A 26,893-nucleotide genomic window follows, 5' to 3' on the forward strand; every position below is an offset into this window, starting at 1 on the left:
GCGGTATCCTCGTTGGATGACCGATGCTTTAGCGCGCCTGCCGGAGCTGTTACTGGACGCCGTCTTCATGGTGGACGAGGGCGGACGCATCGTGTTCGTCAACCCGGCCTGCCGAGCGATCTTCGGCTACGCGCCGGAAGAAATGATCGGCCGCATCATCCTCGACTTCATCCATCCGGATGACAAGGACAGGACCGTGGCTGAAATGGGACATGTGCTGAACGGCCGTCCAGGCCTCGGCTTCGAGAACCGCTACCTGCGCAAGGATGGCAGCGTGGCCCACATCATGTGGACCGCGCGCTGGTCGCCCGAAGACCGCTTGCGCATCGGCGTGGCGCGCGAGATCAGCGAGCGCAAGCTTGCCGAGCAGCGCCAGGCCGGCATGCTGGCGCTGGCCACGGCCGCCCATGGCGCCGACAGCCTGCCCGAACTGTTCCGCAGCTTCGACCAGATCCTGCAAGGCTTGCTGCCCTTGCGCGGCATGGTGGCCGTGTTGCAGCCGGGCGAGCGGCTGGCCTATGCCAGCACGCCGGAACGGGCCGCGCGGCTCGACGCGACAGGCTGGCACCACGTCACCTTGTCGGGTTCCGGCATCGCGTTCGGCGAATTGCGGCTCGACCTGGGCCAGCACGGCGCGCTGTCGGCGAGGGAAATCGATCTGCTGGAATTTACTGCCGGCCAGGCCGGCGCCGTCATCGAAAGGCTGGCGCTGCATGCCGACCTGGCCCACGCCGCGCGCTACGACGAGCTGACCGGCCTGCCGAACCGGCGCCTGTTCCAGGACCGCATCCTGTCCGCCATTGCGCGCTGCCGGCGCGGCCAGTCGCGCGGTGCGCTGCTGTTCATCGACCTCGACGACTTCAAGCAGGTCAACGACCAGCATGGCCATGTGGTGGGCGACCAGCTCTTGCATGCCATTGCCCGCCGCATCACGTCCTGCGTGCGTGAATCCGATACGGTGGCGCGCATCGGCGGCGACGAATTTGTCGCCCTGCTGGAAAACGTGGCCGGCCATGCCCAGGCAGAGGCCCTGGCCAGCAAGATCCGGCAAGTGATTGCCACGCCCCTGGTGCTGGCCGGCCGCACCCTGCAGCCACACGCCAGCATTGGCATTGCCCTCTATCCCGAACACGGGGAAGTCATCGACCAGCTCATGCGCCATGCCGACCAGGCCATGTATGTGGCGAAAGCCGCGCGCAAGGCCGCGGCGGCCAGTTAGCGAAAGCACTCGCCGGCCCGTTCGGGCTGGTACAGCACTTCCAGTACGCGCACCGTTGACAACTGGCCATCGGGGCGCGGCCAGTGGATCGTATCGCCTGTTGACAGGCCCAGCAGGGCCGCGCCGATCGGTGTCAGTATGGAAATGGCGTCCGGCACCTGCGCCATGTCCCTCGGATAGGCCAGCGTCAGGCAATGCGCCTCGCCCGAGCCGTCAATGGCGAAGCGGACGGTGGAATTCATCGTCACAACGTCAGGCGGCATGTCCTCCGGTGCGCGGATATCGGCGCGTGCCAGCTCGTCCAGCAGGGCGGGACCGATGCCGGCCAGAGCTTCAATGCGCTCGGCGTCGAGTGATGAAATGGTGATATTGGGTTGCATGCGGAATTCTCCTGGTTTTCGGTTCAGCTTGTTGAGGGAATCGGAGCGGCTCGGCGGGGTGGCGGTGGCCGGAACAATCCGGTCCGGACCCGACCGAGCCTAGGAAAGCCAGGTGGTGACAGGTGTGCGCGATGCGCTCCCGTGCAGGGAAGCAGCGCTGCAGCGTCCTGGGAAGGGGGCCTTGATCATCATGTCAGCGAGTATAGCGCGTTGTGCTGGCTGAAAAGAGCATGCCCCCGCAACTGGGCTGGGTTATCATAATGGACTCGGCCGGGCGCATGAATTCAATGTCCGGCAATTTGCATTAAAGTATCTTGCTGTGCCATTAAATAAGAGTGAATTGTAATAGGGCATTTGCCGGACGCTTTTATTCACTAGAATTGCGGATGTCTGTAATTTCAATTTGTTCAGGCTGTGAAATGGAGGAAAGTTGGTGACCCAACTTTGTATGGAAAACGTTGGTGCACCGCTGGGGACGAAGCGTGTGGACCCTAAAGTGGCGATCCTGTTGGGCACCTTTTGCGGCCAACAGTATCTCGCGGAACAGCTCCGTTCATTTGAATCCCAAACCCATTCAAATTGGGAGGTCTGGACATCGGACGATGGCTCGACAGATGATACCCTGGCGATTCTCGAACGTTTCAGGGGCGCATGGCCTGCTGGGCGATTGTCGATTCATGCGGGCCCGGCTAAAGGATTTGTTTCAAACTTTCTGGCCTTAACTTGCAATGCAAAGATTCAGGCGGATTATTACGCATATTCGGACCAGGACGATATCTGGGAATTAGATAAACTCGAACGCGCCCTGCGGTGGCTTGAAGGCGTTCCGGCCAATGTTCCAGCCCTGTATTGTGCACGCACCAGGCTAATCGATTCCAATAACCGGGAAATTGGACTGTCTCCGTCATTTGGTAACCCTCGCTTTGCCAATGCATTAGTGCAAAGCATTGCCGGCGGTAATACTATGGTTTTCAATAATGCTGCCCGCTCATTGCTCATGCGGGCAGGTGCGCAACTGCCAGTAGTATTCCATGACTGGTGGGTCTATTTGGCGGTGACGGGATGCGGCGGCGAGGTTTTTTACGACCCGGTTCCTACGTTGCGTTACCGGCAACATGGGGCAAACGTGATAGGGGTAAATTCAAGCTGGGGGGCGCGCCTTCAACGCTTGCGAAAATTTTTGCAGGGGCAGCATCGGAAGTGGTACGAGGACAATATTGCAGCGCTTAGGAAGCTGGAAGACCAGCTAACGCCAGAGAACAGGAAAATATTGAGCCATTTCGCCAAAGCTCGAAAAAAAGGCTTAATTTCACGCCTGATTCACCTCAGCCACAGCGGAGTAAGGCGACAAACTTGGCTGGGCAATATTGCACTGTTTGCTGCGGTCTTCTTTAAAAAACTCTAACCTGACGGCGCAATTTAATGAACATACTCGTGACAGGCGGCGCCGGCTATATTGGATCCCATACCTGCGTGGAACTGCTGGCCGCCGGGCACACGATTGTTGTATTTGATAATTTCAGCAATAGCCATCCGGAATCCCTGACCCGCATCGAACGTATCACGGGGCAGCGCCCCATCCTGGTTGAAGGAGACATCCGCGACCAGACCGCCATTGAGCGGGCCTTGCGCCAACATCGGTGCGACGCGGTCATCCATTTTGCCGGTCTGAAGGCGGTCGGCGAATCAGTAGAAAAGCCACTTGCGTACTACGACTGCAATATTGTCGGTAGCCATCGCCTGTTGTCAGCAATGCAGGCTTGCGGAGTTCACACCCTGGTTTTCAGCTCCTCGGCGACCGTCTACGGCGAGCCCCAGCGCTTGCCGCTTACTGAAGATCATCCACTGTCCGCGACCAATCCTTACGGCCGCAGCAAGCTGTTTGTTGAAGACATGCTGCGCGACCTGTATCGTGCTGACCCGAGCTGGGGGATTGCCCTCCTGCGTTATTTTAATCCGGTCGGTGCCCATGAAAGCGGCCTGATTGGCGAGAATCCACAAGGCATCCCCAACAATCTAATGCCTTTCGTAGCCCAGGTCGCGGTGGGCAGGCGCGAATACCTGAATGTCTGGGGTAACGATTATCCGACCAGCGACGGCACCGGCGTGCGGGACTATATCCACGTGGTGGATCTTGCAATCGGGCACCTGAAAGCCTTGCAACGACTCAATACGCCCCAGTGTTTGGAAATCAACCTGGGCACAGGAAATGGTTACAGTGTCCTAGAGGTAGTACGTGCCTTCGAGCGCGCCAGTGGTCAGACCGTTCCGTATCGCATTTCTCCGCGTCGTTCGGGGGATGTAGCGGAATGCTACGCCGACCCAGCGCGGGCCGAGCGCGATCTGGGGTGGAAGGCGGAGCGTGGGCTCGAAATAATGTGCCGCGACCATTGGAACTGGCAAATGCGAAATCCGAACGGCTACGAATGAAAACGGGTAACTGCCGCGTTTAGGCGGGCAGATTCTAAAACGGTGGGCTGAAACCCAAATGCTATAATATTGGCCAATTTTTAAGTCCGCTAGAAAATTATTATTTGGATTCAAGTAATGAATCACATCAAAAAAGCTGTATTCCCAATTGCGGGGCTAGGAACCCGCTTCCTTCCCGCCACCAAGGCATCGGCTAAAGAAATGCTGCCGGTAGTTGATAAACCACTGATTCAATATGCAGTGGAGGAAGCCTATGCTGCCGGGATTCGTCACATGATTTTCGTGACAGGTCGTACCAAGCGCAGCGTGGAAGATCATTTTGATACTGCCTACGAACTGGAGAATGAGCTGGAGCTGGCGGGCAAGACCGAGCTGCTCAATACTGCCCGCAGCATCGCACCGGAGGATATGGTGTGCACCTATGTTCGTCAGCCCCGCGCCCTAGGGCTCGGCCACGCTGTGTTGTGCTCTAAAGAACTCGTCGGCCATGAACCGTTTGCAGTCCTGCTGGCCGACGACCTGATGGTGGGCAAGCCATCGATCATGGCGCAGATGGTTGAACAGTTTTCCGATTGGGGAGCCAGTATTCTCGCCGTGCAAGATGTGCCGCGGGAAGAAACGAAGCGTTACGGGATCGTTAGCGCTGAAGAGGTCACGCAAGACATCGTCAATGTGACTGGAATTGTGGAAAAGCCTAACGCGGAGGTGGCGCCAAGCACGCTCGCAGTTGCGGGGCGCTATATCCTGACGCCAGGGATTTTCAAGGAACTCGAGAATCTTCCGCGCGGGGTGGGCGGCGAGATCCAACTGACGGACGGCATCGCGAATCTCTTGCGCCGCGAAAAAGTGTTTGCCTACCGCTATAAAGGCGCACGTTACGACTGCGGCAGTAAGTTGGGATTTTTGCAAGCCACTGTTGATTTGGGTGCGAGACATGATGAAATTGGCGCCGAGTTTTCAGAGTGGCTGCAGCGGCGCAGATAGTGCCGTGCTGCTGCTGGCTAAGCGGAATTGGCTTGAACTTCTATTCAGCCGCAATTAGGGCACCCGCCTCTCCCTGGCTTCGCACAACGCCGCGATCACGACACCCTAACTCGGCCCGGTCTTGGGCATGGCCGGGTGCAATCAATATATGCAGAAGAAATTAACCCTCTCGATCGTCAGTCACGGTCATCGCGTCCACGTGGCGAACTTGTTGCAGCATTTGGCAAGACTAGGTCGGAGCGATTTTGAAGTCATCCTCACGCTGAACCTGCCTGAGCCTGTGGAACTCGACGGCCTGCCTTTCCCAGTACGGCTGATTCAGAATCCGACGCCGAAAGGCTTTGGCGCCAATCACAACGCAGCATTTCTTGAAAGCGTTGGCGCCTATTTTGTCATCCTGAATCCGGATATCGAGTTGCCGGAAGACCCTTTCGAGCCATTGCTCGAGTTGGCACAAAGGGATTCCCTGAATATCTGTGCCCCGGTAATTCTCGATGCCGAAGGCCGGGTCGAGGACAGTGCACGCAATTTTCCGACACCCTACAGTCTTTTCAAGCGCCTGTTATGTCGATTACTGGGGCGTCCAATTATTGCCGATACCCTCAGGCAGGATGAGGACACCTTGCTGCCGGATTGGGTGGCGGGTATGTTTGTGATGGTGCCACGCGACCTCTACCAACGGCTGGGCGGTTTCAATGACGCCTATTTCTTGTACTTTGAAGATGTCGACTTCGGGGCCCGGGCTCGTCTGGCAGGCTGCCATATCTTGGTATGTAAGCACGCGCGTGTGATCCACAAGGCCCAGCGCGACAGCCATCGGCGTTTGCGTTTCATGTGGTGGCACGTGCAAAGTGCTGCGAAATTCTTCACTTCCCCCGCCTATCTGCGCGTCTTATGGTGGCGCCAGGCCAAGCCTGGATAAGTTGGTAACTAAGACGTAATTTGTGTTTCAGAAGTTGCGCGATGGGTAAAACGGAAGGGCGGGTCTTACCATATGCGGTAGAATTATCGTTTGCCCGAATGGTAAGTGTTTACTTATAACTTGTTTTAGAGGAAGTTGCGATGATTTTAGTTACGGGTGGTGCGGGCTTTATCGGGGCCAATTTTGTGCTGGACTGGCTGGCGCAATCGGATGAAGCCTTGGTCAACCTCGACATCCTGAGCTACGCCGGCAACCGCGAGACGCTAGCTGCCCTGGAGGGCGATGCGCGCCACATTTTTGTGCAAGGCGACATTGGCGATGCGGCCCTAGTGGCGCGCTTGCTGGCCGAGCACCGGCCGCGCGCCATCGTGAATTTTGCCGCCGAAAGCCACGTCGACCGCTCGATCCATGGCCCGGAAGCTTTCATCCAGACCAATATCGTCGGTACTTTCCACCTGCTGGAGGCGGTACGCGCCTACTGGGGCAGCCTGGAAGGCGAGGACAAGGCCAATTTCCGATTTCTGCATGTGTCGACGGACGAGGTGTACGGTTCGCTGGGCAAACAGGATCCGGCATTCACGGAAACCAATCGTTATGAGCCGAACAGCCCGTATTCGGCCAGCAAGGCGGCCAGCGACCACCTGGTGCGCGCCTACCACCATACCTACGGCTTGCCGGTGCTGACCACGAATTGCTCGAACAATTACGGCCCTTACCACTTCCCGGAAAAGCTGATTCCACTGGTGATTCACAACGCGCTGGCTGGCAAGCCGCTGCCGATTTATGGCGATGGTCAGCAAATCCGCGACTGGCTGTACGTCAAGGACCACTGCAGCGCCATCCGCCGCGTGCTGGAAGCGGGCGTGCCGGGCGAAACGTATAACGTCGGTGGCTGGAACGAAAAAGCCAACCTGGATGTCGTACATACGCTGTGCGCCATCCTGGATGAACTGCAACCGCGCACTGACGGGCAGTCTTACCGGACCCAGGTCACCTTCGTCAAGGATCGCCCTGGCCATGACAAGCGCTACGCCATCGATGCCAGCAAGCTGGAACGTGAACTGGGCTGGCGCCCGGTCGAGACGTTCGAGAGCGGCATCCGCAAGACCGTGCAATGGTACCTGGCGAACCAGCCCTGGGTGCAGAACGTTATCAGTGGCAACTACCGCAACTGGATCGAGAAGCAATACGCATGAAGATCCTGCTGATCGGCAAAAATGGCCAGGTCGGGCAGGAATTGCAGCGAACCTTGTTGCCATTGGGTGAATTGGTAGCGTTAGGCCGCGACGGGCTTGACCTGGGCGACCTCGCGGCCGTCAGGCAAGTGCTGGCGGAGCAGGGCGCCAACGTGGTCGTCAACGCCTCGGCCTACACGGCAGTCGACCGCGCCGAGGCTGACGAAGCCGGTGCCATGGCTGTCAACGCCGCCGCTGTCGGCGCGATGGCGGCGTACGCGCGCGAGCACGGCGCCTTGCTGGTGCATTACTCGACCGACTACGTGTTCGATGGCGACAAGACCGAACCTTATGTGGAAGACGACGCCACCGCGCCGCAAAGCGCCTACGGCCGCAGCAAGCGCGCCGGCGAGGAAGCGATCCTGGCCAGCGGCTGCAAGGCCCTGGTGTTTCGTACCAGCTGGGTGTTTTCGGCCCATGGCGGCAACTTCATCAAGACCATGCTGCGCCTGGCCGGCGAGCGCAATCAATTGAACGTGGTGGCCGACCAGGTCGGCGCGCCGACCTCGGCCGAGTTGATCGCCGACGTCACGGCCCTGGCTGTCGCAGCCTATCGCCGCGGCGCCCTGGCTGACGGCATTTACCACCTGACCGCGGCCGGCGCCACCAGCTGGCACGGCCTGGCCAGCTATGCCATCGGGCGTGCCCGGGAGCGGGGCGCCGCCATCAAGGTGGATGCGTCGCAGATCTGTCCGATCCCGACGGAAGCTTATCCCTTGCCTGCCAAGCGCCCGAAGAATTCCCGCCTTGACACCAGCAAGCTGTCCGGCGCCCTCGACCTGCATCTTCCAGACTGGAAGATTCATGTCGACCGCCTTCTCGACCAACTCCCCTGAACGGAAAACCGCATGAAACGCAAAGGTATTATCCTCGCTGGCGGCTCCGGCACCCGCCTCCATCCAGCCACGCTGGCGATCAGCAAGCAATTGCTGCCGGTGTTCGACAAGCCGATGATCTACTACCCGCTCAGCACCCTGATGCTGGCAGGTATCCGCGATATCCTGGTCATCTCGACGCCGCAGGACACCCCGCGCTTCCAGCAGTTGCTGGGCAACGGCGAACAGTGGGGCTTGAACCTGCAGTACGCCGTGCAGGAATCGCCGGATGGCCTGGCGCAGGCTTTCATCATCGGCGAGCGCTTCATTGGCGACGACTTGTCGGCGCTGGTGCTGGGCGATAACATTTTTTACGGCCACGACTTCCAGGACTTGCTGGGCAATGCCATGGCGCGCGACGAAGGCGCCAGCGTCTTTGCCTACCATGTGCAGGATCCTGAGCGCTACGGCGTCGCCGAATTCGACGCGCAGCGGCGCGTGCTGTCGCTGGAAGAAAAGCCGGCCAAGCCAAAGTCGAACTACGCGGTAACTGGCCTGTACTTCTATGACAACCAGGTTGTCGAGCTGGCCAGGAGCCTGAAACCATCGCCGCGCGGCGAGCTGGAAATCACCGACCTGAACCGCCTGTACCTGGAGCGCGGCCAGCTCAATGTCGAAATCATGGGCCGCGGCTATGCCTGGCTCGATACCGGCACCCACGAGTCTTTGCTGGAAGCCAGCCAGTTCATCGCCACCCTGGAGAACCGCCAGGGCCTGAAGGTGGCCTGCCCAGAGGAAATTGCCTTCCGCCAGGACTGGATTGATACGGCAGGGCTGGAACAGTTGGCCCGGCCGCTGGCCAAGAACGGCTATGGCCAATACTTGTTGCGCATCCTGGAAGAGAAGGTGTATTGATGAATGTGACCCGCTTGCGTATCCCCGAGGTCTTGCTGCTGGAACCGAAAGTGTTCGGCGACGAGCGCGGTTTTTTCTACGAGAGCTTCAACCAGACCCGCTTCGACGAAGCGGTGGGCAGGTGCGTGCACTTCGTGCAGGATAACCACTCGCGCTCGGCCAAGGGCGTGCTGCGCGGCCTGCATTACCAGATCCAGCAGGCGCAAGGCAAGCTGGTGCGTGTTGTCAGTGGCAGCGTGTTCGATGTGGCGGTTGACCTGCGCAAGAGCTCGCCAACCTTCGGCCAGTGGGTCGGGGAAATCCTGAGTGCCGAGAATAAGCGTCAGCTGTGGGTGCCGGAAGGCTTCGGCCATGGCTTTGTCGTGCTCAGCGACAGCGCCGAGTTCCTGTACAAGACCACCGACTACTATGCGCCGCAGTATGAGCGCAGCATCGCCTGGAATGATACGGAGCTGGCGATCGACTGGCAGTTCGACGGCAGCCCGGTGCTGTCGGCCAAGGATGCCCAGGGCACGCCCTTGCGTGAAGCCGAGGTCTTTGCCTGATGCAGAATTTCTCGATCGCGCCGGCCGAGATGGCCGGCAGCGTGTGGCGTCACCGCACCTTGCTGCGTTCGCTGGTCCAGCGTGAAGTGGTAGGCCGCTACCGCGGCTCGTTCATGGGGATCCTGTGGTCGTTTTTCAATCCGGTGTTCATGCTGCTGGTGTACACCTTCGTCTTCAGCGTGGTGTTCAAGGCGCGCTGGCAGGCCGGCAGCGCCTCGAAGACGGAATTTGCGCTGGTGCTGTTTGCCGGCCTGATCGTGTTCAACCTGTTTGCTGAGTGCGTCAACCGGGCGCCGGGACTGGTGCTGGCTAACGTCAACTACGTCAAGAAAGTGGTGTTCCCGCTGGAGATCCTGCCGTGGGTCGGGCTGGGATCGGCCCTGTTCCATGCGGCGATCAGCCTGGCCGTGTGGCTGCTGGCCTATGCACTGCTGTTTGGCGTACCGCACGCGACAGTGTTGCTGCTGCCACTGGTGCTGCTGCCGCTGCTGCTGCTGATTATCGGGCTGGGCCTGGCGCTGGCATCGCTCGGGGTCTACCTGCGCGACGTGGCGCAATTCATCGGCATCGTCACCACGGTGCTGATGTTCCTGTCGCCGATTTTCTATCCGGCCAGTGCGTTGCCCGAAGAGTACCGCCACCTGCTGCTGCTCAATCCCCTGACCCTGGTCATCGAGCAGGCGCGCGACGTGCTGTTCTGGGGCCGGGTGCCGGACCTGGCGACCTGGGCCGTATACCTGCTGTGTTCGTCGGTGCTGGCCTGGCTGGGCTTTGCCTGGTTCCAGAAGACGAGAAAGGGATTTGCCGATGTCCTCTGATATCGCCATCAAGGTCGAGAACCTGAGCAAGTGCTTCCAGATCTATGACAAACCGCATGACCGCCTGAAGCAGGCTATTCTTCCGCGCCTGCACCGCCTGGCCGGTGGTCACGGCGGCCAACAGTATTTCCGCGAATTCTGGGCCCTAAAGGGACTGAGCTTTGAGGTCGGGCGCGGTGAGACAGTCGGCATCATCGGTCGCAACGGCAGCGGTAAATCGACGCTGCTGCAAATGATTTGCGGCACGCTCAACCCGACTGGCGGCACGATCAGTACGCACGGCCGCATCGCGGCCCTACTGGAACTGGGTTCCGGCTTCAATCCCGAATTCACCGGACGTGAGAACGTCTATATGAACGCTGCCGTCCTGGGGCTGAGCCACAACGAAACGGAGGCACGCTTCGACGCCATCTTGGCGTTTGCCGACATCGGCGAGTTTATCGAACAGCCGGTCAAGACCTACTCAAGCGGCATGCTGGTGCGGCTGGCCTTTGCCGTGATCGCACACGTCGATGCCGACATCCTAGTGGTGGATGAAGCCTTGTCGGTGGGCGACGCCTTCTTCACGCAGAAATGCATGCGTTTCCTGCGCAACTTCATGAAGACCGGCACCGTGCTGTTCGTCAGCCACGATACCGCTGCCGTGACCAACCTGTGCACGCGCGCCATCCTGCTCGAAGATGGAGCCGTCGCCATGCAGGGCCATCCCAAGGATGTCATCGAGCGCTACTTGGCATCATTATATGAAACGGCACAGGATGACTCCCCAGCCGGAGCCGAGGCACCGACCAAGCCGGATGCGGCAGTGGCCACCGACTACCGTGACATGCGGACGGCGCTGTTCAACGGCTCGACCTTGCGCAACGATATCGAGGTGTTCCAGTTTGAGCCTGACGAGCAGCAGGCCGGATTCGGCAGCGGGGCCGCCGCAATCACCTCGGTTCGCCTGCTCGACGAGAGCGCCGCTCCACTGTCATGGGTCGTGGGCGGCGAAAATGTCATCCTCGAGATCTGCTGCCGGGCTAGCCGAGCGGTACGCCCGATTATCGGCTTCGTGGTGCGCGACCGTCTGGGCCAGGTCGTTTTTGCTGACAATACCTATTTGGCCTACCAATTCGATGCGCCGCTGGTGGGACCAGGCGAAGACGTGGTGGCGCGTTTTGAGTTCCGCATGCCGGTATTGCCGTCGGGAGACTACAGTTTTTCTCCCGCCATCGCCGAAGGTACCCAGGACGAACATGTGCAGCATCATTGGGTCCACGACGCGCTGATGGTGCGCGTGCACGCTAGCTCTGTCTGCCTTGGTCTGATGGGCGTCCCCATGCGCAATATGACCTTATCTGTTTTACCGACTACTGAGACTTTATGAAATTTACAGGGGAACGCTTTATCCCGGAATCAAGTGTGGACGGCGAGTTGGAACATATCCACCGTTACTTGCTGGCCCGCGAGCTGGTGGCGGGCAAACGTGTGCTTGACATCGCTTGCGGCGAAGGCTACGGCTCGCAACTGCTGGCTGAGCGCGCCGCACAGGTGTCGGGCGTCGACATTGCCGCTGAAACCGTCGATCATGCGCGCGCGACTTACGGCGCGGGCAACCTGGAATTCCTGCTCGGCGACTGCGCCGCCATTCCCTTCGAGGCAGGCACTTTTGACGTGGTGGTGAGCTTCGAGACCATCGAACACCATGACCAGCACGAAAAGATGATCAGCGAGATCCGGCGCGTCCTGAAGCCGGACGGGATCCTGGTGATCTCCAGTCCCGATAAGCGCTACTACTCTGATGAGCGCGGCTACGTCAACCAGTTCCACGTCAAGGAGCTGTACCGCGATGAGTTCGTGGGCCTGCTGCGCAATAGTTTTGCCAATGTTGAACTGTATTCACAGCGCCTGCTGTATGGTTCCGCCATCCTGGCCGAAACTGTGGCCCAGCCGGGGCGCACTTACGGTAGGGCGGACGGCGACTTCAGCGTTGCCGACGGCGTGCGCGCGCCACTGTACCTGATTGCCGTGGCCGGGGCGGGTGCCTTGCCGGCCCTGCCGCATGGCGTGTACGAGACCCCGATCGAAAGCAGCGATGCGTTCAAGGAAATGCTGCGCAGTGCAGCAGAACGCGACGGCATGCTGGAGGCTACCAAGGCAGCGTTTGACGACCGCGACGGCCGGCTGGCGCAAGCCACTAGCGAAATTGAGCGCCTGTCGAGCCTGATTTCGGAGGTCAGCGGAACGCTGGTGGCTGTCGTGGCGGACCGCGATTTCCAGCGTGACGGACTGGCGAAACTGGTGGGCGAGCGCGATGCGTTCGCACAGCGGCTGACCGCCGTGCAGGCTGAGCGGGAAGAGCAGGCGCGTGAAATGGCCGCCACACTGGCCGCTGTGGAAGAGCGTACACGGCAACTGGCCGACTCGCTCGGCGAGCGCGATGGTCAGCTGCGGCAGCTGGCTGCCACGGTCGGTGAACGCGACAGTCAGCTGCGCCAGTTGAACGAGCAACTTGGCGATCGGCACAGCCATCTGCTGCAGGCCAACACGGCGCTGGGCGAGCGCGAGGGCCAGTTGCGGCAGGCCGAAGCAGCCTTGGGTGAGCGCGATGCCCGATTGCGTCAAGCACACGAGGCTCTCGATGCGTGCAACAGCCAGCTCAGGCAGGCGGCCGAAATGCTCGGCGAGCGTGACCAGCAGTTGCGCCAGTTGACCGTCGAACTGGCCGAGCGCGCCAGCCAGATCGGTCAGGTGGAGATGGCGCGCAGTGTCGTGGCGCTCGAATCGGAGACCCGGCGCGCCAGCATGGAGCAACTACAAGCACGGATCGCGCAACTCGACAGCGAGCGCGCTAGCGATATGGTGGCGATGGAGGCCAAATTGAAGGAGCGCGATGCGATGAATGACAAACTGGCGGCGGCCATGGCCGACCTGTACCGATCCAAGTCCTGGCGCGTGACGGCACCATTGCGCGCGATGACGCGCCTGTTGGGTAAGGTCAAGCGTCGCGCCAACCTGGCCCGCCAGGCGGCGCCCTCGGCAAGCGCGGCCGCAGCGGTGCCGCTGGCGGCGAACCCGGCCGGCGCAGAAAACAAGCCCTTCCGCATCCTGCTGGTTAGCTATTACTGCCCGACCCGCGCCCACGCAGGCGGCTTGCGCATTCTCGACATGTACGCCCTGATCCGGCAAAAGTGCCCGCATGTGCAGATCGACCTGCTGACCCATCACCGCCCATCGATTGATTGGTCGATCGATGACTTGCCGAAGATCTTCCATAACGTGTATCTGTCGCCGGTCGAGGACTTGACACCGCTCGGACTGGCGGCTTTGCGCGGCTCGGTACTCCCTTACGACGTGGTGGACCTTCAATTCCACCAGAGCGGCTACCATATCGATGCTTTCCGCGCGATTGGCGGCAAAATCCTGTTTACGCCAATGGAAGCCCAGACCAAGGTGCTGTTGCTCGACCTGCGCGCCAAATTCAGCCAGAGTTACGGCATGCGCCTGCTGAAATTCGCATCGGCCATCCGCACTGCGGCGGTTGAGATTGGCTTCACGCAGAAGGCTGACGACGTGGTCTGCGTTTCGCGCGCCGACGCCGCCTTCCTGCGTGCGGTGACTGGCTCGCACCATATCCGCTGGGTCGACACTGGCGTTTCGTCGTTCGAGTTTGCCGAAGCGCTGACGCCTGGCTTCGTCCCGCCCCCGGCTGCCGAGCGCACCTGCCGCGTGCTATATGTCGCCTATTTCGGCTCCGAGACCAACGTCAATGCCTTGCGCTGGTACCTTGACCATGTCCATCCGCAGATCAAGGCCAGCGTTCCCGGCTATGTGCTGACGGTGGTCGGCCGTGGCGATATGACGCCGTTTGCTGCCTATCACGATGAGAGCATCGAGTTCGTCGGCGAGGTGCCGGCGATTGCGCCACATATCGCCGATGCGCGGGTCTGTATCGCACCGGCCCTGAGCGGCTCCGGCTTCCGCGGCAAGGTCAACCAGTACGCGGTACTGGGCTGCCCGAGCGTGGTCTCGCCGATTGCCGCCAAGGGCCTGGCCTACCAGGACGGCATCGATGTTTTCATCGCCGAGACCCCGCAGGCATTTGCGCAACGCTGCGTGCAATTGCTGACCGATATGGAGCTGAACGACCGCATGGGACAGGCTGCGCGCAAGCTGTGCATGGAGCGTTATTCATGGGAATCGAAGTGGCCGGTAATCCGCCGCCTTTATCAATTGGAGAATCAGGCATGAACATGGCGCAGCCCAAAGTAAGCGTGCTGGTGCCGTCGTATAACCACGGCAAGTATATTCGCGAACGCATCGAGTCGATCGTCAACCAGACTTATGGCAATGTCGAGCTGATCGTGATCGACGATTGTTCGGAAGACGACTCGGACCGCGTGATCCGGGAACTTCAGGCAGCCCACGGCTTTCGCTACCTGCCTAACGAACGCAACTCCGGCACACCTTTTGCCGCGTGGGAGCGGATCTGCACGCTGGCTAGCGGCGAGTACATCTGGGTGTGTGAAAGCGATGACGTCGCCGAGCCGACCTTCCTCGAAACCGCAGTCGCGGCCTTGCAGGCGGAACCGGCAGCGGCCCTGTTTTACAGCAGTTCGCTGGTCATCAACGAAGCCAGTGAAACCATTGGTCACACCGACAGCTATTTCCACGAAGTCTGGAAAGACACGCGTTGGGATGCCGATTTCCATACCGACGGCCTGCGCGAGCTGGTGCAATACCAGTTGCGCGGCCAGACCGTTCCCAATATGAGCTCGGCGCTGTTTACTGCGGCCTCGTTCCGCGCCGCGTTCACGCCGTTCCTGCGCCGCCTGCGCCTAACTGGTGATTGGTTGTTTGTCGGCGATGTGATGAAGCACGGCAAGGTGGTGTTCCATCATGGAGCGCTGAGCCGCTTCCGCAAGCATGCCGTGACGTCGCGCGTGCGGGTCAAGTCGGCCCGTTCGCAAGCCGAATTCATCTTGACCAAATACCGCCTGTTCCGAGGCAGTGGCCAGCCGCTGGCTGCCTTTGCGCCACTGATTGGTACCGATGTGGTGCGTTTCCTGTACGAGCCGGCCAGTTGGTTCGACGTGCTCAAGGCATTGCTGCAAGTGTCGTGGCGCGACACATTCGCCGCCGGCGGCTTGCTGTTGCTGTCGACCAGTAAGAACAAGAGTTACCTGAACAAATTCAAAGAACGTTATATTCACGCCAAGAAATGGAGAACTGATGAACAATCCCATCACGATTAACCCTGACGCAAGCATCCTGATTACCGGCGGCACCGGCTTGGTTGGCCGGGCATTGGTGCGGGCGCTGCAGGAGGAAGGTTTCAGCAAGATTACTGCGATCGGCAGCCGCGATTGCGACCTGCGCGATGTGGCAGCAGTGACGCGCTTGATGGAGCAGGTGAAGCCCGAATACGTGTTCCACCTGGCGGCGCGCGTGCATGGACTGGGTGGCAACCTGCGCTACAAGTCGGACATTCTGGTGGACAACGTCCTGATCAATACGAACGTGGTGGAACAGGCGCGCCGCGCCGGCGTGAAAAAGATTGTGGCCATGGGGTCGGGCTGCGTTTATCCCGAGCTCAAGGGCCAGCAGGAATTGTTCGAGAACCAGGTATGGATCGGTCCTCCGCATGGGTCCGAAGATTCCTATGCCCATTCCAAGCGGCTGATGATGGCGCAGCTGGAAGCGGCCCGTGAACAGTACGGCCTGTCGTCGGCCTTTGTCATCAGCGGCAACCTGTACGGCCCGCACGACAGCTTCAATATCGAAGAAGGTCATGTGACGCCTTCGCTGGTGGCGAAGTTCTTTGCTGCCCGTCGCGCCGGCACCGCCGTGCGCGTGTGGGGCAGCGGCGTGGCGATCCGCGACTTCTCGTACTGCGATGACACGGCGGCGGCGCTGATCGCCATCTGGCGCAATCTGGAGGGCGCGGTGAACCTCGGTAGTGGCCAACGCCATCCGATTCGCGACATCGTCGACACCCTGCACGAACTGACTGGCGTGCCGGTCGAATGGGATGCTAGCAAGCCGGATGGCCAGCTGGTGCGTTTCTACAACCTGGACCGCTTGCATGGCACCGGCTTCAAGGCCAAGGTGGCGCTGGCTGATGGCGTGCGCCGCACTTACGAATGGTACGAACAGAACTGGGAAACCGCACGCAAATGAAGACTATGACTACTAAGATGAAATATGCAGCCCTGCTGGTGGCTGGCGTGTTGCTGGCGGCCTGCCAGGACAAGCCGGCGCCGGCTCCCGCCAGCGCCGCTGCTCCCGCCAGCGCCCCAGCCGCGCCAGCGGCCGAAGACTTCAGCAAGATTACCAATCGCCTGGAAGGCGTCGCCTTTGGCGGCGTCGATGCGATCAACGGCGCAGTCCTGAAAGCTGGCGCAACGGTGTCCGTCAAGGGCGACAAGATTGAAATTGCCGGCAACTATGTCGACGCGGTGAAGGGTGAGGCGGCAGCGGGCGTAGTAGTTATGATCGGCGGCAAGCCGTTTACCGCCATCTACGGTGGCGAACGTCCCGACATCGCTAAAGCCCACAGCAATCCCAAGTACCTGAAAAGCCAGTTCTACCTCGAGGTTCCGGCCTCGGCCATTGACAAGGGAACGCAAGAGTTGTCGGTGCACGTGATTGCCAGCGACCGCTCGGGCTATTACGACAGCGGCGTAGTCGCCAAGATCGACTTGCAATAAGCGATTGTGCGACACGGCGGCCTTGGTGGGCCGCCGTTTGTTTGCTATCATTATTCGTTAATTTTCTTACCAACACACTGAATTTAGAGGCGCCAACATGACCAAGAAACGAGTATTTATCACGGGAATTACCGGCATGGTCGGCTCCCATCTGGTCGATTTCCTGCTCGAGGAAACCGATTGGGAAATCTTTGGCCTGACGCGCTGGCGCAGCCCGCTGGACAATATTTCCCACCTGCTGCCACGCATTAATGCCAACGACCGCGTGCACCTGCTGTACGGCGACCTGCGCGACTACTTGTCGATCCACGAAGCGGTCAAAAAAGCCAAGCCGGACTATGTCTTCCACCTGGCTGCGCAAAGCTATCCGAAAACCAGCTTCGATTCGCCGCTGGACACGCTGGAAACCAACGTGCAAGGCACTGCCAATGTGCTGGAAGCGCTGCGCAAGAACGATATCAAGGCCGTTACCCACGTGTGCGCCTCGTCCGAAGTGTTCGGCCGCGTGCCAAAAGAGAAGCTGCCTATCGACGAGGAGTGCACCTTCCACCCGGCATCGCCCTATGCGATTTCGAAAGTGGGCACCGACCTGATCGGCCGCTACTACGCCGAAGCCTACGACATGACTGTGATGACAACCCGCATGTTCACGCACACCGGCCCGCGCCGTGGCGATGTCTTCGCTGAGTCGACCTTCGCCAAGCAGATCGCCATGATCGAAGCTGGCCTGATCCCACCGGTAGTCAAGACCGGTAACCTCGATTCGCTGCGCACCTTCGCGGACGTGCGTGACGCCGTGCGCGCCTACTACATGCTGGTCACGATCAACCCGACCCCGGCAGCCTACTACAATATCGGCGGCACTTATACCTGCAGCATTGCCGACATGCTGAAGACGCTGATTTCGATGTCGACCGTCAAGGATATCCGCGTCGAAACCGATCCGGAACGCCTGCGCCCGATCGACGCTGACCTGCAAGTGCCGAACTGCGCCAAGTTCAAGGCCCACACTGGATGGGAACCGCAGATTTCGTTCGAACAGACCATGCGCGACCTGCTTGAATACTGGCGCGCGCGCATCAAGTCCGGCCAGGGCTATCTGACTCGTTGAGGACGCTATGACTGTTATCCGTGCCCGCGCCCCGCTGCGCCTCGGCTTGGCCGGTGGCGGCACCGATGTCGCCCCGTATTGTGACCTGTACGGCGGCCACGTGCTGAATGCAACCATCGACCGCTACGCCTATGCAGTCATCAAGACGCTTGACGAGCCGGTCGTGCGCTTCTCGGCGACCGACCAGCAAGCCGAGAAATTGCTGGCCGTGTCACATCCGCTGGAGCTCAATGGCAAGCTCGATTTGCACAAGGCGGTGTACAACGAGATGATCCGCGTTTACAACAATGGCGTGCCGATCGCGCTGGAGCTGAGCACGTTCTGCGACGCCCCGGCCGGTTCCGGCCTGGGCTCCTCGTCGACCCTGGTCGTAACGATGATCCGCGCCTTCGTTGAACTGCTCAACCTGCCGCTTGACGACTACACGATCGCCAGCATGGCGTACAAGATCGAACGCGTCGATTGCGGTTTGCAGGGCGGGCGCCAGGACCAGTACTCGGCCACTTTCGGCGGCTTCAACTTCATGGAGTTCTACGCCGACCGCACGGTCGTCAATCCGCTGCGTATCAAGCCTTGGATCCTGTGCGAGCTCGAGGCGTCGCTTGTGCTGTTCTACACCGGGGTGTCGCGCGAATCGGCCAAGATCATCGCTGACCAGAGCCGCAACGTGGAAGCAGGTCTGGTCGACCGCACGGAAGCGATGCACGGCATCAAGCGCGAAGCGCTGGTCATGAAGGAATGTCTGCTGCGCGGCGATTTCGACGGGATCGTCGAGTCGATGCGTGAAGGCTGGGAGAACAAGAAGCGTTCCGCCAACACGGTCTCGAACTCGCATATCGAAGAAATCTACAACGCTGCGATCGGGGCTGGCGCACTGGCGGGCAAGGTGTCGGGCGCCGGCGGCGGCGGATTCATGATGTTCTTCGTGCCGCCGGATAAGCGCATGGACGTCATCCGCACCCTGAAACAATTCGATGGTCAGGTAAGCAACTGCCATTTCACCAAACACGCAGCACAAGCATGGAGAGTGTAATGAAGGAATATATCAGCGCCCAGATCGCCGAAGCGCAACGCGTGATGGCCGCCATGCTGGCCGACCAGGCCTTGCAGCAAACTATGGCCGCAGCCGCCGAGACTTGCATCGCCTGTATGAAAAATGGCGGCAAGCTGCTGCTGGCTGGTAACGGCGGCAGCGCCGCTGACGCCCAGCACATCGCGGGCGAGTTTGTCAGCCGCTTTGCCTTCGACCGTCCAGGCCTGCCAGCCATCGCGCTGACCACGGACACCTCGATCTTGACCGCCATTGGCAATGATTACGGCTATGAAAAGCTGTTCACGCGCCAGGTGCAGGCACACGGAGACAAGGGTGACGTTTTCATCGCCTATTCCACTTCTGGCAAGTCGCCCAACATCCTGGCAGCGCTGGTCGAGGCCCGCAGCCGCGGCCTGATCTGCATTGGCCTGACCGGCAATCGCGGCGGCCCGATGCGTGAACTGTGCGACCACCTGTTCGAAGTGCCGTCGTCGGATACGCCGAAAATCCAGGAAGGCCACCTGGTGCTGGGCCACATCCTGTGTGGCCTGATTGAAAACGCCTTGTTCACCCCACCGCAGTAATGGAAGCAATCGTCCTCGCAGGCGGGTTTGGCACCCGCCTGAGGCAAGCGGTCCCCGACTTGCCGAAACCGATGGCGCCGATTGCCGGCCGTCCTTTCCTCGACATCCTGCTGCGCTCCCTGGCCGACAAGGACTTCAGCCGCGTGGTGCTGTCGCTTGGCTACATGTCGGAGAAAATCATCGCGCATTTCGGCCCCAGCCATGCCGGCATGGAACTGGTGTACACGGTCGAGCAGTCGCCGCTGGGCACCGGCGGCGCAGTGCGCCTGGCAATGGCGAAATGCCAGCAGGATCATGTCTTCGTGTTCAATGGCGACACCTATCTTGACTTGGAAATCGATGCCGTGGAAAGCCAATGGCAAATCCGGCGTGAACCGATCATCGTCGGGCGCGCCGTGCCGGATACCGCACGCTATGGCCGCCTCGCGACCGACGGCGCCCGGGTCACCGGTTTTGCCGAAAAAGGCGCCGGCGGACCAGGCCTGATCAATGGCGGCACGTATGTGTTGAACCGCGGGCAGTTGGACGGGTTCGCTCTGGAGCAGGCGTTTTCGCTGGAAACCGACTATCTGATGCCGGAACTGGCGCGCAGGCCCTTCGACTTGTTCGTCACGGCCGGGCACTTCATCGATATTGGTGTGCCGGACGATTTTGCCCGCGCACAGACCGAACTGGCAGGACTCTGAGCGATGGCGCGTCCTGCCCTGTTCCTGGATCGCGATGGCGTGATCAATGTCGATCACACCTACGTGTATCAGAAGGAGAACTTCGATTTCATCGAAGGCATTTTTGAACTGGTCGCCGCCGCCAAGCGCGCCGGTTATCTGGTGGTGGTCGTCACCAACCAGGCCGGCATTGGCCGCGGCTATTACACGCCGGAAGATTTTCACCTGCTGATGGACTGGGTGGGGGAGCAGTTTGCCCAACGGGGCGGCATCTTGGATGGCGTCTACTTCTGTCCGCACCACCCGGAACACGGCATCGGAACCTACAAACAGGATAGCCAGGACCGCAAGCCGGGGCCGGGCATGCTGCTGCGCGCCGCGCGCGAACTCGATATCGACCTGGCGCGTTCGCTGATGGTGGGCGACAAGGCGTCCGACGCCCAGGCCGGCCAGGCAGCCGGTTTGACCAGGCTATATTATTTCGGCAACGATGGCGACCATGGTCCTGCTGAGCCGATTGCCCGCCTCGCCGACCTGATTCCATATCTGGAAAAAACATGCGATATCTAGATGGCGCGCTTTCTTCGCGCCAGAATAACTTTGACCTGATCCGGTTGCTCGCTGCGGCACTAGTTATCTACGGACACACGTTCACCTTTGTGGCCAACTCCGGCGCACGCGATATTATCCGTGTACTGACTGGCTTCGATTCCGGCGATCTGGCCGTGAAAAGCTTCTTCTTCCTGAGCGGGCTGCTGGTCACCAATTCGATCATCGAGGGCAAGTCGCTCAAGAAATACGTGGTGTCGCGCTTGTTCAGGATCATGCCGGCGCTGCTGTTCATGCTGCTAATCGTCACGTTCTGCATCGGGACGGCGCTTACCACGCTGCCACTTGGCGACTATTTGGTCCACTCCGACACTTACCGTTTCTTCGTCAAGATGTCCTTGTTTGGCGGCTGGGGCGCAGTGGGCGGCGGCTACCATCAGTTGCCGGGGGTGTTTGAAGCTAGCCCTGCTTCCGGCAGCGTCAACGTGCCGCTCTGGACCCTGACGGTCGAAGTATTTTCCTATGCGCTGATCTTGGCTCTGTTCGCGCTCGGCCTGCTCCAGAAACGCGTAACCCTGGTGCTGGCCCTGGTGATCATTGGCGATTCGATGCTTGGCAAACCGGTGCTGTTCTACTTCTTGCCCGATACCTTGGATCATCGTTTCACGCCATTCTGCTTCGCGCTGGGTGGACTGTGCGCGGTGTACAAGCAGGAGGTTTCGGTATCCTTCCTGATGCCGTTTGGTTTTGGATTGCTGTACGTTCTCTTCAGGGGGGCGGTGTGGGATGACTATGTCTTCTATGCGGCCGTGTTCTCGACCATCCTGGCGGTCGCCTGCGCCCCGCAGGTGGTCAAGCTCAAGGGCGATATTTCCTACGGCCTGTATCTGTGGGGCTGGCCATTGCAGCAATTGGTGTTGTTCATGTGGCCGGGCATTTCGTTTGCTATGCACTTGCTGCTGTCCCTGGTGTCAGCCACGCTGATGGCAATCGTTTCCTGGAAGCTGGTTGAAAGGCCGGCGATGGATCTGGCGCGCAAACTACTGAACCTTTCCATGACACGGTCAGCGGCCGGCGTACCGGAGCCGGCAATCAAGAAGGTCGGCTGAACCGATTCGCCCTGCGCCATCGGCCAATAGCCACGCTGGCCGCTGGTCGGCATGGCTTTTTGGCGGGGCGTCGCTTGGGAGATGTCTGGCTGTGACCGGCAGTTTCTTCCCAAAGATGAAAGGTTGACACGGTTGAAGCAGTTTTGTTGCGCTTGAGTCAAAATGTTAGAATGTTGGCCGAATTTAGGCGATGCAAACGGAATGCTTGCGGTGCTTCAATGGCGACAATTTTAAGATCTGACCCTATGGCTATTTTGGTAACCGGCGGCGCAGACTTCATTGCCAGCAATTTTGTGCAGGACTGGCTGGCGCAATCGGATGAAGCCTTGCTCAACCTCGACATCCTGAGCCACGCCGGCTACCGCAACTGGATTGAGAAGCAATACGCATGAAGATTCTGCTGATCGGTAAAAATGGCCAGGTCGGGCAGGAATTGCAGCGAACCTTGTTGCCATTGGGTGAATTGGTAGCGTTAGGCCGCGACGGGCTTGACCTGGGCGACCTCGCGGCCGTCAGGCAAGTGCTGGCGGAGCAGGGCGCCAACGTGGTCGTCAACGCCTCGGCCTACACGGCAGTCGACCGCGCCGAGGCTGACGAAGCCGGTGCCATGGCTGTCAACGCCGCCGCTGTCGGCGCGATGGCGGCGTACGCGCGCGAGCACGGCGCCTTGCTGGTGCATTACTCGACCGACTACGTGTTCGATGGCGACAAGACCGAACCTTATGTGGAAGACGACGCCACCGCGCCGCAAAGCGCCTACGGCCGCAGCAAGCGCGCCGGCGAGGAAGCGATCCTGGCCAGCGGCTGCAAGGCCCTGGTGTTTCGTACCAGCTGGGTGTTTTCGGCCCATGGCGGCAACTTCATCAAGACCATGCTGCGCCTGGCCGGCGAGCGCAATCAATTGAACGTGGTGGCCGACCAGGTCGGCGCGCCGACCTCGGCCGAGTTGATCGCCGACGTCACGGCCCTGGCTGTCGCAGCCTATCGCCGCGGCGCCCTGGCTGACGGCATTTACCACCTGACCGCGGCCGGCGCCACCAGCTGGCACGGCCTGGCCAGCTATGCCATCGGGCGTGCCCGGGAGCGGGGCGCCGCCATCAAGGTGGATGCGTCGCAGATCTGTCCGATCCCGACGGAAGCTTATCCCTTGCCTGCCAAGCGCCCGAAGAATTCCCGCCTTGACACCAGCAAGCTGTCCGGTGCCCTCGACCTGCATCTTCCAGACTGGAAGATTCATGTCGACCGCCTTCTCGACCAACTCCCCTGAACGGAAAACCGCATGAAACGCAAAGGTATTATCCTCGCTGGCGGCTCCGGCACCCGCCTCCATCCAGCCACGCTGGCGATCAGCAAGCAATTGCTGCCGGTGTTCGACAAGCCGATGATCTACTACCCGCTCAGCACCCTGATGCTGGCAGGTATCCGCGATATCCTGGTCATCTCGACGCCGCAGGACACCCCGCGCTTCCAGCAGTTGCTGGGCAACGGCGAACAGTGGGGCTTGAACCTGCAGTACGCCGTGCAGGAATCGCCGGATGGCCTGGCGCAGGCTTTCATCATCGGCGAGCGCTTCATTGGCGACGACTTGTCGGCGCTGGTGCTGGGCGATAACATTTTTTACGGCCACGACTTCCAGGACTTGCTGGGCAATGCCATGGCGCGCGACGAAGGCGCCAGCGTCTTTGCCTACCATGTGCAGGATCCTGAGCGCTACGGCGTCGCCGAATTCGACGCGCAGCGGCGCGTGCTGTCGCTGGAAGAAAAGCCGGCCAAGCCAAAGTCGAACTACGCGGTAACTGGCCTGTACTTCTATGACAACCAGGTTGTCGAGCTGGCCAGGAGCCTGAAACCATCGCCGCGCGGCGAGCTGGAAATCACCGACCTGAACCGCCTGTACCTGGAGCGCGGCCAGCTCAATGTCGAAATCATGGGCCGCGGCTATGCCTGGCTCGATACCGGCACCCACGAGTCTTTGCTGGAAGCCAGCCAGTTCATCGCCACCCTGGAGAACCGCCAGGGCCTGAAGGTGGCCTGCCCAGAGGAAATTGCCTTCCGCCAGGACTGGATTGATACGGCAGGGCTGGAACAGTTGGCCCGGCCGCTGGCCAAGAACGGCTATGGCCAATACTTGTTGCGCATCCTGGAAGAGAAGGTGTATTGATGAATGTGACCCGCTTGCGTATCCCCGAGGTCTTGCTGCTGGAACCGAAAGTGTTCGGCGACGAGCGCGGTTTTTTCTACGAGAGCTTCAACCAGGCCCGCTTCGACGAAGCGGTGGGCAGGTGCGTGCACTTCGTGCAGGATAACCACTCGCGCTCGGCCAAGGGCGTGCTGCGCGGCCTGCATTACCAGATCCAGCAGGCGCAAGGCAAGCTGGTGCGTGTTGTCAGTGGCAGCGTGTTCGATGTGGCGGTTGACCTGCGCAAGAGCTCGCCAACCTTCGGCCAGTGGGTCGGGGAAATCCTGAGTGCCGAGAATAAGCGTCAGCTGTGGGTGCCAGAAGGCTTCGGCCATGGCTTTGTCGTGCTCAGCGACAGCGCCGAGTTCCTGTACAAGACCACCGACTACTATGCGCCGCAGTATGAGCGCAGCATCGCCTGGAATGATGCCGAGCTGGCGATCGACTGGCAGTTCGACGGCAGCCCGGTGCTGTCGGCCAAGGATGCCCAGGGCACGCCCTTGCGTGAAGCCGAGGTCTTTGCCTGATGCAGAATTTCTCGATCGCGCCGGCCGAGATGGCCGGCAGCGTGTGGCGTCACCGCACCTTGCTGCGTTCGCTGGTCCAGCGTGAAGTGGTAGGCCGCTACCGCGGCTCGTTCATGGGGATCCTGTGGTCGTTTTTCAATCCGGTGTTCATGCTGCTGGTGTACACCTTCGTCTTCAGCGTGGTGTTCAAGGCGCGCTGGCAGGCCGGCAGCGCCTCGAAGACGGAATTTGCGCTGGTGCTGTTTGCCGGCCTGATCGTGTTCAACCTGTTTGCTGAGTGCGTCAACCGGGCGCCGGGACTGGTGCTGGCTAACGTCAACTACGTCAAGAAAGTGGTGTTCCCGCTGGAGATCCTGCCGTGGGTCGGGCTGGGATCGGCCCTGTTCCATGCGGCGATCAGCCTGGCCGTGTGGCTGCTGGCCTATGCACTGCTGTTTGGCGTACCGCACGCGACAGTGTTGCTGCTGCCACTGGTGCTGCTGCCGCTGCTGCTGCTGATTATCGGGCTGGGCCTGGCGCTGGCATCGCTCGGGGTCTACCTGCGCGACGTGGCGCAATTCATCGGCATCGTCACCACGGTGCTGATGTTCCTGTCGCCGATTTTCTATCCGGCCAGTGCGTTGCCCGAAGAGTACCGCCACCTGCTGCTGCTCAATCCCCTGACCCTGGTCATCGAGCAGGCGCGCGACGTGCTGTTCTGGGGCCGGGTGCCGGACCTGGCGACCTGGGCCGTATACCTGCTGTGTTCGTCGGTGCTGGCCTGGCTGGGCTTTGCCTGGTTCCAGAAGACGAGAAAGGGATTTGCCGATGTCCTCTGATATCGCCATCAAGGTCGAGAACCTGAGCAAGTGCTTCCAGATCTATGACAAACCGCGTGACCGCCTGCTGCAAATGCTGGTGCGCAACCGCAAGCAATACTTCCGCGAATTCTGGGCGGTCCGCGATGTGTCGTTTGAGATCAAGCGTGGTGAAACGGTCGGTATCGTTGGCCGCAACGGCAGCGGCAAATCGACGCTGCTGCAGATTATCTGCGGCACGCTGAATCCGACGCGAGGCAGCGTGCAGACCTCGGGACGCATCGCAGCGCTGCTGGAACTGGGTTCCGGCTTCAATCCCGAATTCACCGGACGTGAAAACGTGTACATGAATGCGGCCGTGCTCGGATTGACCCGGGCCGAGATCGAGGCGCGCTTCGATGATATCCTGGCGTTTGCCGACATCGGCGAGTTTATCGAACAGCCGGTTAAGACCTACTCGAGTGGCATGATGGTGCGCCTGGCCTTTGCGGTGGCAATCAATGTCGACCCGGAGATCTTGATCGTCGATGAAGCGCTGTCGGTGGGGGACGAGCTGTTCCAGCGCAAGTGCTTCTCGCGCATCGAGGCGATCCGAGCTAAGGGAGCGACCATCTTGTTCGTGTCGCACGCCGGCAGTACCGTAGTCGAGCTCTGCGACCAAGCGATCCTGATGGATGCCGGCGAAAAACTGGCAGTGGGCAAACCCAAGCAGATCGTTGGGCGCTACCAGAAGCTGTTGTATGCACCAGCGGACAAGCAGGCTGCAATCCGTGAACAGATCCGGCAGGCGGACTTGCTGCTCGAGGCCTCGGCCAGCCATGTCGCCGACCCGGTTCCCGGGCCGGCCGCGGCGGCAGCCTTCGACGATCGCGAAGAAGAAAGTTTTGATCCGTCTTTGAAGCCGTCCAGCACCATCGCATATGAAATGCGCGGCGCGGAGATTTGTGAACCGAAGATCGTCACCATCGGCGGCAGACAGGTGAACCACCTACGGCGGGGTCGGACCTATCGTTATGTGTACACTGCCAGGTTCGACAGCGACGCACGCAACGTTCGCTTCGGCATGTTGATCAAGACCCTGAGCGGTGTCGAGCTGGGCGGCAGTGTCAGTGCCAACGGTGTCTTTGATCGCATCCCGTTCATTGCCGCAGGGACCGAATTCAAGGTTGAATTCAGGTTCAATTGCAGCCTGAATCCGGGCGTCTATTTCTTGAACGCTGGATTGCAGGGGGAAGTCGACGGTGTTGAAACTTACCTACATCGGCTAATTGATATTGCAATGTTCAGGGTGGCGCCTGAAGTGGACGACCTGGCGACTGGCACCATTGATTTTGCCTGCAGTCCAGACGTCGAACCAATGAATCGAGCGAACTGAAAGGTTAAT

General features: G+C 60.3%; 28 protein-coding genes. 27 read left to right on the plus strand and 1 reads right to left on the minus strand.

The genetic code is table 11. The annotated features are described in order from the left end of the window. The first annotated feature begins 16 nt into the window (after nucleotides 1–16). Nucleotides 17–1,219, plus strand: coding sequence for a diguanylate cyclase domain-containing protein (locus tag ACN9MU_RS05540; RefSeq protein WP_426336936.1), 1,203 nt, complete (start codon nucleotides 17–19; stop codon nucleotides 1,217–1,219). On the opposite strand, the gene rnk is transcribed toward ACN9MU_RS05540, so the two are convergent. Beyond that, nucleotides 1,216–1,599, minus strand: a complete 384-nt coding sequence (gene rnk / locus ACN9MU_RS05545; protein WP_426336937.1) for a nucleoside diphosphate kinase regulator — start codon at nucleotides 1,597–1,599, stop codon at nucleotides 1,216–1,218. The genes ACN9MU_RS05540 and rnk overlap by 4 nt on opposite strands. 448 nt (nucleotides 1,600–2,047) lie before the next feature. Between rnk and ACN9MU_RS05550 the strand changes: the two genes are divergently transcribed. From ACN9MU_RS05550 to ACN9MU_RS05675, 26 genes are all read left to right on the plus strand, one after another. After that, nucleotides 2,048–3,004, plus strand: a complete 957-nt coding sequence (locus tag ACN9MU_RS05550) for a glycosyltransferase family 2 protein (RefSeq protein ID WP_426320970.1) — start codon at nucleotides 2,048–2,050, stop codon at nucleotides 3,002–3,004. A 17-nt stretch (nucleotides 3,005–3,021) separates the two neighbouring features. Continuing rightward, on the plus strand, nucleotides 3,022–4,029 hold the full coding sequence (gene galE, locus ACN9MU_RS05555; RefSeq protein ID WP_426320972.1) for a UDP-glucose 4-epimerase GalE: 1,008 nt from the start codon (nucleotides 3,022–3,024) through the stop codon (nucleotides 4,027–4,029). 117 nt (nucleotides 4,030–4,146) lie between these two features. Further along, on the plus strand, nucleotides 4,147–5,013 hold the full coding sequence (gene galU, locus ACN9MU_RS05560) for a UTP--glucose-1-phosphate uridylyltransferase GalU (protein ID WP_426320974.1): 867 nt from the start codon (nucleotides 4,147–4,149) through the stop codon (nucleotides 5,011–5,013). 148 nt (nucleotides 5,014–5,161) lie between these two features. After that, entirely contained in the window at nucleotides 5,162–5,935 is a 774-nt protein-coding gene (locus tag ACN9MU_RS05565) for a glycosyltransferase family 2 protein (protein WP_426320976.1), read from the plus strand. Between the two features lie 140 nt (nucleotides 5,936–6,075). Then, nucleotides 6,076–7,131, plus strand: a complete 1,056-nt coding sequence (gene rfbB / locus ACN9MU_RS05570) for a dTDP-glucose 4,6-dehydratase (RefSeq protein ID WP_426320978.1) — start codon at nucleotides 6,076–6,078, stop codon at nucleotides 7,129–7,131. After that, nucleotides 7,128–8,006, plus strand: coding sequence for a dTDP-4-dehydrorhamnose reductase (rfbD, locus tag ACN9MU_RS05575; protein ID WP_426320980.1), 879 nt, complete (start codon nucleotides 7,128–7,130; stop codon nucleotides 8,004–8,006). The genes rfbB and rfbD (ACN9MU_RS05575) overlap by 4 nt, the downstream gene beginning before the upstream one ends. A 12-nt stretch (nucleotides 8,007–8,018) precedes the next feature. Beyond that, the gene (rfbA, locus tag ACN9MU_RS05580; RefSeq protein ID WP_426320982.1) at nucleotides 8,019–8,900 is read left to right on the plus strand and encodes a glucose-1-phosphate thymidylyltransferase RfbA; all 882 of its coding nucleotides are present in this window, start codon (nucleotides 8,019–8,021) and stop codon (nucleotides 8,898–8,900) included. Continuing rightward, nucleotides 8,900–9,445, plus strand: coding sequence for a dTDP-4-dehydrorhamnose 3,5-epimerase (rfbC, locus tag ACN9MU_RS05585; protein ID WP_426344282.1), 546 nt, complete (start codon nucleotides 8,900–8,902; stop codon nucleotides 9,443–9,445). Before rfbA (ACN9MU_RS05580) ends, rfbC (ACN9MU_RS05585) begins: the two co-directional genes overlap by 1 nt. Further along, a complete protein-coding gene (locus ACN9MU_RS05590; RefSeq protein WP_426336938.1) occupies nucleotides 9,445–10,263 on the plus strand; it encodes an ABC transporter permease in 819 nt (272 codons plus the stop codon). The genes rfbC (ACN9MU_RS05585) and ACN9MU_RS05590 overlap by 1 nt, the downstream gene beginning before the upstream one ends. Then, nucleotides 10,253–11,632 carry an ABC transporter ATP-binding protein gene (locus ACN9MU_RS05595; RefSeq protein WP_426320988.1) on the plus strand — a complete coding sequence of 460 codons (1,380 nt, stop codon included), beginning with the start codon at nucleotides 10,253–10,255 and terminating at the stop codon, nucleotides 11,630–11,632. The genes ACN9MU_RS05590 and ACN9MU_RS05595 overlap by 11 nt, the downstream gene beginning before the upstream one ends. Next, entirely contained in the window at nucleotides 11,629–14,496 is a 2,868-nt protein-coding gene (locus ACN9MU_RS05600) for a methyltransferase domain-containing protein (RefSeq protein WP_426320990.1), read from the plus strand. Before ACN9MU_RS05595 ends, ACN9MU_RS05600 begins: the two co-directional genes overlap by 4 nt. Next, complete coding sequence (locus ACN9MU_RS05605; RefSeq protein ID WP_426320992.1) at nucleotides 14,493–15,500, plus strand: glycosyltransferase family 2 protein; 1,008 nt, start codon at nucleotides 14,493–14,495, stop codon at nucleotides 15,498–15,500. The genes ACN9MU_RS05600 and ACN9MU_RS05605 overlap by 4 nt, the downstream gene beginning before the upstream one ends. Further along, nucleotides 15,478–16,425 (plus strand): NAD-dependent epimerase/dehydratase family protein, encoded by a 948-nt coding sequence (locus ACN9MU_RS05610; RefSeq protein ID WP_426320994.1) that lies wholly within the window; start codon nucleotides 15,478–15,480, stop codon nucleotides 16,423–16,425. The genes ACN9MU_RS05605 and ACN9MU_RS05610 overlap by 23 nt, the downstream gene beginning before the upstream one ends. A 5-nt stretch (nucleotides 16,426–16,430) precedes the next feature. Continuing rightward, nucleotides 16,431–16,955, plus strand: coding sequence for a hypothetical protein (locus tag ACN9MU_RS05615; protein WP_426344283.1), 525 nt, complete (start codon nucleotides 16,431–16,433; stop codon nucleotides 16,953–16,955). 97 nt (nucleotides 16,956–17,052) lie between these two features. After that, nucleotides 17,053–18,066 (plus strand): GDP-mannose 4,6-dehydratase, encoded by a 1,014-nt coding sequence (locus ACN9MU_RS05620; protein WP_426320998.1) that lies wholly within the window; start codon nucleotides 17,053–17,055, stop codon nucleotides 18,064–18,066. 7 nt (nucleotides 18,067–18,073) lie between these two features. Next, complete coding sequence (locus ACN9MU_RS05625) at nucleotides 18,074–19,099, plus strand: dehydrogenase (protein WP_426321000.1); 1,026 nt, start codon at nucleotides 18,074–18,076, stop codon at nucleotides 19,097–19,099. After that, entirely contained in the window at nucleotides 19,099–19,683 is a 585-nt protein-coding gene (locus ACN9MU_RS05630) for a D-sedoheptulose 7-phosphate isomerase (protein WP_426321002.1), read from the plus strand. The genes ACN9MU_RS05625 and ACN9MU_RS05630 overlap by 1 nt, the downstream gene beginning before the upstream one ends. Then, nucleotides 19,683–20,369, plus strand: coding sequence for a nucleotidyltransferase family protein (locus tag ACN9MU_RS05635; RefSeq protein WP_426321004.1), 687 nt, complete (start codon nucleotides 19,683–19,685; stop codon nucleotides 20,367–20,369). The genes ACN9MU_RS05630 and ACN9MU_RS05635 overlap by 1 nt, the downstream gene beginning before the upstream one ends. Before the next feature lie 3 nt (nucleotides 20,370–20,372). Next, nucleotides 20,373–20,918 (plus strand): D-glycero-alpha-D-manno-heptose-1,7-bisphosphate 7-phosphatase, encoded by a 546-nt coding sequence (locus tag ACN9MU_RS05640; protein ID WP_426344284.1) that lies wholly within the window; start codon nucleotides 20,373–20,375, stop codon nucleotides 20,916–20,918. After that, nucleotides 20,906–22,006: an acyltransferase family protein gene (locus ACN9MU_RS05645; RefSeq protein ID WP_426336940.1), complete on the plus strand. Its 1,101-nt coding sequence runs from the start codon at nucleotides 20,906–20,908 to the stop codon at nucleotides 22,004–22,006. The genes ACN9MU_RS05640 and ACN9MU_RS05645 overlap by 13 nt, the downstream gene beginning before the upstream one ends. 245 nt (nucleotides 22,007–22,251) lie before the next feature. Next, nucleotides 22,252–22,398 (plus strand): hypothetical protein, encoded by a 147-nt coding sequence (locus tag ACN9MU_RS05650; RefSeq protein ID WP_426344285.1) that lies wholly within the window; start codon nucleotides 22,252–22,254, stop codon nucleotides 22,396–22,398. Then, the gene (rfbD, locus tag ACN9MU_RS05655; protein WP_426320980.1) at nucleotides 22,395–23,273 is read left to right on the plus strand and encodes a dTDP-4-dehydrorhamnose reductase; all 879 of its coding nucleotides are present in this window, start codon (nucleotides 22,395–22,397) and stop codon (nucleotides 23,271–23,273) included. The genes ACN9MU_RS05650 and rfbD (ACN9MU_RS05655) overlap by 4 nt, the downstream gene beginning before the upstream one ends. Before the next feature lie 12 nt (nucleotides 23,274–23,285). Beyond that, the gene (rfbA, locus tag ACN9MU_RS05660; RefSeq protein ID WP_426320982.1) at nucleotides 23,286–24,167 is read left to right on the plus strand and encodes a glucose-1-phosphate thymidylyltransferase RfbA; all 882 of its coding nucleotides are present in this window, start codon (nucleotides 23,286–23,288) and stop codon (nucleotides 24,165–24,167) included. Beyond that, nucleotides 24,167–24,712, plus strand: a complete 546-nt coding sequence (rfbC, locus tag ACN9MU_RS05665) for a dTDP-4-dehydrorhamnose 3,5-epimerase (protein ID WP_426320984.1) — start codon at nucleotides 24,167–24,169, stop codon at nucleotides 24,710–24,712. Before rfbA (ACN9MU_RS05660) ends, rfbC (ACN9MU_RS05665) begins: the two co-directional genes overlap by 1 nt. Continuing rightward, nucleotides 24,712–25,530, plus strand: a complete 819-nt coding sequence (locus ACN9MU_RS05670; RefSeq protein ID WP_426336938.1) for an ABC transporter permease — start codon at nucleotides 24,712–24,714, stop codon at nucleotides 25,528–25,530. Before rfbC (ACN9MU_RS05665) ends, ACN9MU_RS05670 begins: the two co-directional genes overlap by 1 nt. Then, nucleotides 25,520–26,884, plus strand: coding sequence for an ABC transporter ATP-binding protein (locus tag ACN9MU_RS05675; RefSeq protein WP_426321010.1), 1,365 nt, complete (start codon nucleotides 25,520–25,522; stop codon nucleotides 26,882–26,884). The genes ACN9MU_RS05670 and ACN9MU_RS05675 overlap by 11 nt, the downstream gene beginning before the upstream one ends. Nucleotides 26,885–26,893: the final 9 nt, after the last annotated feature.

Source organism: Pseudoduganella sp. R-32 (assembly GCF_049913245.1).
Lineage (GTDB): Bacteria > Pseudomonadota > Gammaproteobacteria > Burkholderiales > Burkholderiaceae_D > Rugamonas.